Here is an 8116-nt window from a genome sequence, read left to right on the forward strand (position 1 = left end):
ACTCTTTTATCCCGTTTAGTAACTCCTGTATATTTTCGTAACGGTTAAGTCCCTCAACAGATTTATCTTCATATAAATCTTTAAGCAAACCGGAGTGTTGCGCAATATGTAATGCGGCTTCGTAAGCGCTCTGGTTTTTGGTGATCACCTGGAAGCTCTGTATCATAGCCGCGAAAGCATTTAATGATGCAGGTGCTTTTTCAACATATCTGTTCGCTTCTATGATCACCTCAAAAGGTGTAATGCCATTTTTATCAGCCGCTACAATTATCCTATCTACGGTGGTATCCCCAATTCCACGTTTTGGGTAGTTAATAACGCGTTTAAGCGCTTCCTCATCATTAGGGTTAAACGTAAGGCGGAAGTAGGCTATAAGGTCTTTGATCTCTTTACGCTGATAAAAAGATAGACCCCCATAAATTTTATACGGGATACCATTCTTGCGCAAAGCCTCCTCCATAGATCGGGATTGCGCGTTGGTACGGTAAAGAATAGCGAAATCGTGCCATTTTAAACCGTTGGTGCTGCGCTGTTGCATAATAGCATCGGCTACCAGCTTACCTTCCTCGTTATCGCTGAAGGCACGCATTACTTTTATTTTGTCGCCGGTTTCTTTTTCAGAGAAAACATTCTTTTTAAGCTGTTCTTTATTGTTGGCTATTACACTGTTGGCAACATTCACAATATTCTGAGTAGAACGATAGTTCTGTTCCAGCTTAAATATCTTCAAGTCGGGGTAATCCTTTTCAAAATTAAGGATGTTCTGGATATTGGCCCCACGGAAAGCATAGATGCTCTGTGCATCGTCACCCACCACACAAATATTCTCGTTAACCGCAGCAAGGCGCTTAACGATCAGGTATTGCGAAAAGTTGGTATCCTGGTACTCATCTACCATCAGGTATTTAAATTTCTGTTGATATTTGTTCAGTACCTCGGGGTGTTTTTTTAGTAGTTCGTTGGTTTTAAAAAGCAAATCGTCAAAATCCATAGCTCCGGCACGGTAACAGCGCTGTGCATAAGTTTCGTAGATCTTGCCCAACATAGCACGACCGCTACTAATATCGTCGGCCTGTATCTGCTCGTTATTTTGATATTCCTGCCAGCCAACCAGGTTGTTTTTTGCTGCGGAGATACGGTTTAGTACAAAATTTACGCTGTACAGCTTATCGTCCAGCTGCATTTCTTTTAAAATGGCACGCAGTACGCTTTTGCTATCGTCTGTATCGTATATGGTAAAATTGCTTGGGTAACCAATTTTGGTGGCCTCAACCCGTAAAAGTTTGGCAAAAACCGAGTGGAAGGTACCCATCCAAATGTTTTTGGCTTCGGGGCCACAAATATGATTGATACGCTCGCGCATTTCGCGGGCGGCCTTATTGGTAAACGTAAGTACCAGTATATTAAAGCTGTCTACACCGCTGCGAATAAGGTGTGCAACCCTGTAAGTAATAACACGTGTTTTACCCGAACCCGCACCGGCAATAATCATTACCGGGCCTTTTATTTGTAATACCGCGGCCTTTTGCTCGGGATTTAACCCCTCTAAATAATCCAAATCCTGTTCCTCTTTTCTTATTCTGCGAAATTAGTGTTTTGCGCGGGAAAGCTAAATAAATTGGTAACTGAAATTTTCCACGTACCCAATCTTGTTAACGATTAGGTAATCGTCGGCGAAAAAGCATGTTTCGTTATAAGCAAAATTTGGTGACGAAATTGGCGCCATATAACGACTTTTAAAGGGATAAAAACGGCCTTGAAACGACCTGCATGTGTCTTAATTTCGTAAGTTTTTGTTCCGTTTTTTCAAAAAAGGGGAACGGTCAAAATTGGCGTTTCCAAAGGGTTTTATAACCGCTTTTTTATGGCCTGGTAAATTATCCACCCAAACGGCAGCAGCCAGATCATATCGTTCCAAACGTTCACCCAAAAGAAGGAAGGCGCAAGCTTGCCTAACCAGATATAATATACCGAGCCTATTGGCCCCAGTACTTTGCCTATAAAACCAACCAGTATCAGCGGCCAGTAGGCTACCGGATCTTTAGATGCAAAGTAATAAGCAATGCCATAAACGCCAACCAGCATCCCCACGCAACGCAGAATGATAAGTAGGAAATCGGTAGGAGGATTACCGAAAAGGATTATTTGCGGGTAGGCCGAAATAACTATCCCCCAGAAAATATTATATACAGCGGCAAGAAACATGATAGTTTTTGCTGCTTTGAGTTTGGTAGTGTTATTCATTTGCAATAATGCTGTGAAGATAATGCTTTGCACTTTATTGGTTTGCACATCCTTAAAACAATTCTCAATTTAGCTCTTTCTATAATTAGATACATCCATACCCACATGAACAAGCTCGCTAACTCTACCTCGCCATATTTACTACAGCATGCCAATAATCCGGTTAACTGGTACCCATGGGGCCCGGAAGCCTTGCAAAAGGCTAAGGACGAGAATAAGCTGATATTGGTGAGCATTGGCTACTCGGCCTGCCACTGGTGCCACGTAATGGAGCACGAAAGTTTTGAGGATGAAGCCGTGGCTGCCGTTATGAACGAATACTTTGTTTGTATAAAAGTTGACCGCGAGGAACGCCCCGATGTCGACCAGATCTACATGAGCGCTATCCAGCTAATGAGCGGCAGAGGAGGCTGGCCGTTAAATTGTATCTGCCTGCCCGATCAGCGGCCTATTTATGGCGGCACCTATTTTCGTAAAAACGACTGGACAAGCCTGCTGTTTAACCTGGCCGATTTCTACAAAACCAAACCCGAAGAAGCGGAAGATTATGCCGTACGCTTAACCGAGGGTATTAAACAATACGAATCTGTTGCTTTTGTAAAAGAGCAACCTGAGTATACCAAGGCCGACCTGGAAGTTATCATGAACACCTGGCGCCGTTATATAGACCCGGTTGAAGGTGGGTTTGGTGGCGCACCAAAATTCCCCATGCCAAACAATTCGCTGTTTTTGATGAGATATGCCCATTTGATGAAGGACGAAGGCCTTGCCGAAAATGTAAAGCTAACGTTGAAGAAAATGGCTTTTGGTGGGATCTATGATCATATTGGCGGGGGCTTTGCCCGCTACGCGGTGGATGGTGTTTGGCATGTGCCGCATTTCGAAAAAATGCTGTATGATAACGGCCAACTGGTTAGCCTGTATGCCGAGGCCTACACCTGGAACCCCGATCCGCTTTATAAAACCATTGTTGACGAGATAATTACATTTATTGGCCGCGAACTAACATCGCCCGAAAATGGCTTTTACTCGGCACTGGATGCGGATAGCGAAGGCAAAGAGGGTAAGTTCTATATTTTTACTAAAGACGAGATAGAAGAGATTCTGGGCGATGATGCCGACCTGTTTAATATCTATTATCACGTTACCGAAGATGGGAACTGGGAAGAGGAGCGATCCAACGTATTCTTCCGCAGGGAGGAGGATGCTCAACTTGCCGAAAAGCTGGGCCTATCGGTAGATGATTTAGTAAACAGGATCAACACATCCCGCCAAAAAGTACTGGACGCCCGCAGTAAACGCGTACGCCCGGGGCTGGATAATAAAATATTAGCATCGTGGAACGGTTTAATGCTGAAAGGCCTTTGCGAAGCCTACCGCGCATTTAACAAACCCGAATATTTAGAACTGGCACTAAAGAATGCCGGGTTTATAACGGATAGCCTGCTAAGCGGGGCTAAACTATCAAGGGTTTATAAAAAAGATGGTGGAAGTACTGTGGCTACCTTCCTGGATGACTATGCCAATGTTATCGACGCGTTCATTTCCCTGTACGAAGTAACCTTTAATGAAGCCTGGCTGATACAAGCCCAAAAACTGGCCGATTATACCCTTGCCCATTACTATAATGAAGAAGGCGGCGTGTTCTATTACACTGCCGATAACGACGAAATGCTTATAGCCCGTAAATCTGAAATTATGGATGGGGTGATACCGGCATCAAACTCGGTAATGGCGCGTAACCTGAAAAAGTTGGGCCTATTTTTTGATAATGAAGGCTATCTGGAGGTATCGGCACAGTTGCTGCGCAACATTGTTCCGCATTTGGCCAAGTATAGCACGGCATACTCTAACTGGACAATGCTGTTGCTTGATGAGGTTTTTGGCACTTATGAAGTTGCCATAACCGGTAACAATGCTGAAACAAAGCGTATTGAAATGGAACAAAATTACATTCCCAATAAAATTATGTTGGGTGGTAAGGATGGAAGTTTACCTTTGCTGGCTGAAAAATTTAACAATGATACCCGGATATTTGTTTGCAGGGATAAAACCTGCAGCTTACCGGCCTACAATATCACAGACGCATTAAAACAAATAAATAATTAATTCCTTTTACAAATAAACAGGTATTGAGATAACCCGGTTAACGCCAGGATGGAGTTCCAAACCTAAAAACAAACATTAGATGAAAATTCAACCACAACACGTAGTGTCATTAACATACGATCTGTATGTTAAAAAAGAAGACGGAACAGAAGGCTTACAGGAAAGCGCAACACAAGAGCAACCATTAACCTTTTTGTTTGGCACCGGGCAAATGATACCAAAATTTGAAGAGGAATTAAGCACCCTTTCAACCGGTGATACTTATGATTTCCGTATAACTGCATCAGAAGGTTATGGCGAGTTTGATGAAGAAGCTGTAGCTAACCTGCCTTTAGATATGTTTAAAGGAACTGATATGCCGCAAATTGGCGAGGTTTTACCTTTACAGGATAACAATGGCAACCGTTTCCAGGGCCAGGTTGTATCAATTACCGAAGATTCGGTAATAGTTGACCTTAACCACCCAATGGCGGGCCAGGAATTGCACTTTAAAGGTGAAATATTAAACGTTCGCCCTGCAACACCCGAAGAATTGTCACACGGCCATGCACATGGTCCGGATGGTCATCATGATCATTAATATTATTCTTATGGAGAGACGCGATCATCGCGTCTCTTTTTGTTTATATCTTTATTAAAAATGGCAAGCAAGAAAATATCTATTCATAATCAAGATGCCCACGACTATTGATAACGCACCGTATAATGATACGGCAGGCAATTGGCTCGTCGTTTAATTTGGCGGGGATAAATATAACATCTGCCGGGTCGGGCAGTTTAATGTTCATGTTTACAGTTTTAAATGGCCTGCCCGTTGGATCGGCTATTAAGTTTACTTTAAAATCGGCTAAGCGGCCACCCGGGCTTACCAGCAGTTCAACCACGGCTGTAACAAGTTCCCTGTCAATTTCCTTATATTCTTTAGGTAGGGTAAATAAAGTTAGATAAGGTAAATAGCCATAATAAATTCCACCTATTTTAATGGGTTTGGTAACCTTATCGCCGGGCATAAGCGTTTTATCTACAAAATATCTCAGATGCGATGAAGTGTCTTCGGGTGCTTCATAAAATAACCTGTTAGTAGAGTAATCATATGTTTGAATTATGGTGCCTTTTGGGTCGGCAAATTTCCATAAGCCAACTTTTTTGTCGTTTTCAAACATGCCACTGGCTACAGGGATCTTGTTTTTATACAAAGCCCTAAATAAGCCCTGCCTTGTATTTACATCGCGGGCCAATACTTTAAAAACTTCTGTAACATCGCCGGATATTTTTCTCTTTATTTCAAGAGTATCCTGGGCATAACAATTGTTTACGATTAAAATAACGGTTAATAGCAGTAAGTAACGTTTTAGCATTTTAAGGTTTTATAATTATTCATCGGCATTGTTTATATACTCAATGGCCGGGTTTATGTTTTGGAGGTCGGCAATAAAATCGTCTTGGTTTTCGGGAGAGATAACCACCGAATCGTACTTGTTATAAAACACCTCTAACCTATCAAATGATAAAGCAGGCGCACTAAATATGGTTTTAGTTGGGACTATCTTTTTTATGCTCTCGATAGGGATTGACCGGTTTAGTAAAAAGCCGCACTTTACCTTTAATATATTATTGCTTATGGTATAGCAGGTGTTAAACACAATAGGGAAAACAATTACACCTGTTAAGCCCAGGCAAAGTATGGCTGGTAAATAAAGGCTATGAAAAACGTAGCTAATCTCAATTATGATGAGCAAAGCCAATACAGCATATATAATAAACCCCTTTTTTGAGGGGTAAACTTTATCCCCGGTTATCATTTTATAAAGATAGATAAAAACCTAAAATTAATTACCACGACGACCACCACCGCCACCGCGCCTGCCACCTCCGCCATTGCGGCCACCACCTTGTTTGCCGGCAAATTTTTGCAGGCGCATGGTAAATGTAAGCATAAAGTACCTACCCAAACGGTTGGTACGGGTATCTATGATCTGGTTACCACTAACTACGCGCGATACGCCTGTGTTTTGATTAAACATATCAAATGCCTGGAAACGCAGCGCAGCCAAATGGTTTTTCATGAATTGATATTCTACATAAGTGCTTAGCAGGGTAGGGTTGGCCTTAACCGTACTGCTGAAACCATGGTTAATAGTTTGGGTAAGATTATAACCCAAAACCAGGTTGTTAAAAAAGTAGTTGCGGCCATCCAACCCAAATGTCCAGGTTTTAGCATCTGTACTAATGTCTGATTGGCTGTAACGGGTAGTGTTAATACTGTAATTGCCGCTTATTTCGGTATCCATCAGGCTGTCAAGATCTACCCGTAGTTTTGCACCTTGGTTAAACACCCAGTTTTTGCCCAGGTTGCGTTCCCCTCTATAATAGTTGATGTTATTGTTAAAGTTTGCCCCACCGTTTAAGGTTACCGTATACTTACGATTGGCAAACGGTTTTGAGAAAGCATAATTACCGTTTGCAGAATAAAAACCGTCGGTATTTAAATAACGGGTTTCCTGCTTGGTGCTGTCTATACTGCCTGGAATTATCAGCGGCTGCGAACTGGTCACAATTTTATTTTGAGTGGAGGTGAACGATAGGTTGGTAAACAATGAATTACCGCTGGCAATATCAAACTGGTTATATCGCAGGCTTATGTTATTATTAAATTCAGGTTTCAGGTCGGGGTTACCATACACCCTGTTTTGCGGGTTCGAAAGATCTGGCTGTAATTGTAATTGCGTAAACGATGGCTGGTTATTGGTGCCCGAGTAATTTATAGATAAGGAGTGGTTCTTTTTAAAATTATAAATAAACCTTGCCGTAGGTATATAATTAAAAGTATTGGTAGATGTAGCAAAATTATGCGATTCGCCGTTTAACGTAGCCGGTTGCACCGCCATACCCAACGTGTAATTATATTTAGTATGCACCCCACGTATATTAAGTCCAAAGCGGTTGGTAATAAACTGATAATTATAAATAGTACTTAACGAGTCTACATAAGTTTCTGCGCCGCTAACCGGGTCAACTTTATAGTTGTAGCGGTTATTATCTGTTTTTGAATAGTTGTAGGCGTAATTAGCTTCCAGATAAGTGGTTTTGCCAATAGGCTCGGTATAGCTTAGGCTCACATTCCCCCGCATTGCATTGTTATTCGTGTTGATTTGCTGGTAGGGTGGTACTGTAGGGTCTTGCGGTTGTGTAATGTACTGCTCATCCAAGTCCTGAGTGTTCTTTGAAAAACTCAGGCCGGTGTTTATGCTGAAATTACGCCCTTTCTTTTTAAATTTATGATTATACAAAACGCTTATCCCGCCACTTGGCGATGATGCATTGGTTATTGCCAGCTCATTACCGTTTATCCGTGTGTTTTTACGTGTATTGCTAAAGGTATCTATATTGGTTGTGTTTGATGAGTTGTAAGAAAAGTTAGGGTTTATTTTCAGGTAGTTTGCGGTATCAATGCGATACTCAATATTAAAATCAAAACGGTGATTAATATTGTTGCTGCGCCCAACGCTGTTATCGTTATTAATAATATCACCACTCTGGAAAATATTTTGCTGTTGCGATGTGCTGGTAGTAAGCTTGTCCCTATCGGCAAAACTATAACTACCGTAAGCCGTTATTTTTTTACCCCATTCGTTCCGGTAGTTAAAACCTATAGAACGATTAGTGGTAATACCATTGGCTGTGCTTATGCCACCACCGGCATCACCACCACCACGACCGCCTCTGCCACCACCACCGCCTCCCGTAGCTAAGTTAAACGAAT

7 protein-coding genes are annotated in these 8116 nt (G+C 42.0%); 2 read left to right on the top strand and 5 right to left on the bottom strand.

What is annotated here, in order from left to right; genetic code table 11:
* Both JWQ85_RS15610 and JWQ85_RS15615 read right to left on the bottom strand, forming a co-directional pair.
* Window positions 1–1558, bottom strand: a 1558-nt coding sequence (locus JWQ85_RS15610) for an ATP-dependent helicase (RefSeq protein ID WP_299469606.1), incomplete at its 3' end; no start/stop codon positions are given.
* A gap of 290 nt (window positions 1559–1848) precedes the next feature.
* A complete protein-coding gene (locus JWQ85_RS15615) occupies window positions 1849–2292 on the bottom strand; it encodes a hypothetical protein (RefSeq protein WP_299469608.1) in 444 nt (147 codons plus the stop codon).
* A gap of 57 nt (window positions 2293–2349) precedes the next feature.
* On the opposite strand from JWQ85_RS15615, the gene JWQ85_RS15620 reads away from it, so the two are divergent.
* Together JWQ85_RS15620 and JWQ85_RS15625 are read left to right on the top strand one after the other, a co-directional pair.
* Entirely contained in the window at window positions 2350–4353 is a 2004-nt protein-coding gene (locus tag JWQ85_RS15620; protein WP_299469610.1) for a thioredoxin domain-containing protein, read from the top strand.
* A gap of 79 nt (window positions 4354–4432) precedes the next feature.
* The gene (locus JWQ85_RS15625; protein WP_299469612.1) at window positions 4433–4933 is read left to right on the top strand and encodes a peptidylprolyl isomerase; all 501 of its coding nucleotides are present in this window, start codon (window positions 4433–4435) and stop codon (window positions 4931–4933) included.
* A 79-nt stretch (window positions 4934–5012) separates the two neighbouring features.
* Here JWQ85_RS15625 and JWQ85_RS15630 read toward each other — a convergent pair whose 3' ends face one another.
* From JWQ85_RS15630 to JWQ85_RS15640, 3 genes are all read right to left on the bottom strand, one after another.
* Complete coding sequence (locus JWQ85_RS15630; protein ID WP_299469614.1) at window positions 5013–5711, bottom strand: hypothetical protein; 699 nt, start codon at window positions 5709–5711, stop codon at window positions 5013–5015.
* A gap of 15 nt (window positions 5712–5726) precedes the next feature.
* On the bottom strand, window positions 5727–6155 hold the full coding sequence (locus JWQ85_RS15635) for a PH domain-containing protein (protein ID WP_299469616.1): 429 nt from the start codon (window positions 6153–6155) through the stop codon (window positions 5727–5729).
* Between the two features lie 27 nt (window positions 6156–6182).
* On the bottom strand, window positions 6183–8116 hold a 1934-nt coding region (locus JWQ85_RS15640), incomplete at its 5' end, for an outer membrane beta-barrel protein (RefSeq protein WP_299469618.1).

Origin of the sequence: Mucilaginibacter sp. (assembly GCF_028288105.1) — a bacterium.
Classification (GTDB): Bacteria; Bacteroidota; Bacteroidia; order Sphingobacteriales; family Sphingobacteriaceae; genus Mucilaginibacter.

What these genes read in the sequence shown, in the direction of transcription:
- JWQ85_RS15620 (WP_299469610.1), top strand. Translation starts at nt 2,350, where the DNA reads ATGAACAAGCTCGCTAACTCTACCTCGCCATATTTACTACAGCATGCC.
- JWQ85_RS15625 (WP_299469612.1), top strand. Translation starts at nt 4,433, where the DNA reads ATGAAAATTCAACCACAACACGTAGTGTCATTAACATACGATCTGTAT.
- JWQ85_RS15630 (WP_299469614.1), bottom strand. Translation starts at nt 5,711, where the DNA reads ATGCTAAAACGTTACTTACTGCTATTAACCGTTATTTTAATCGTAAAC.
- JWQ85_RS15635 (WP_299469616.1), bottom strand. Translation starts at nt 6,155, where the DNA reads ATGATAACCGGGGATAAAGTTTACCCCTCAAAAAAGGGGTTTATTATA.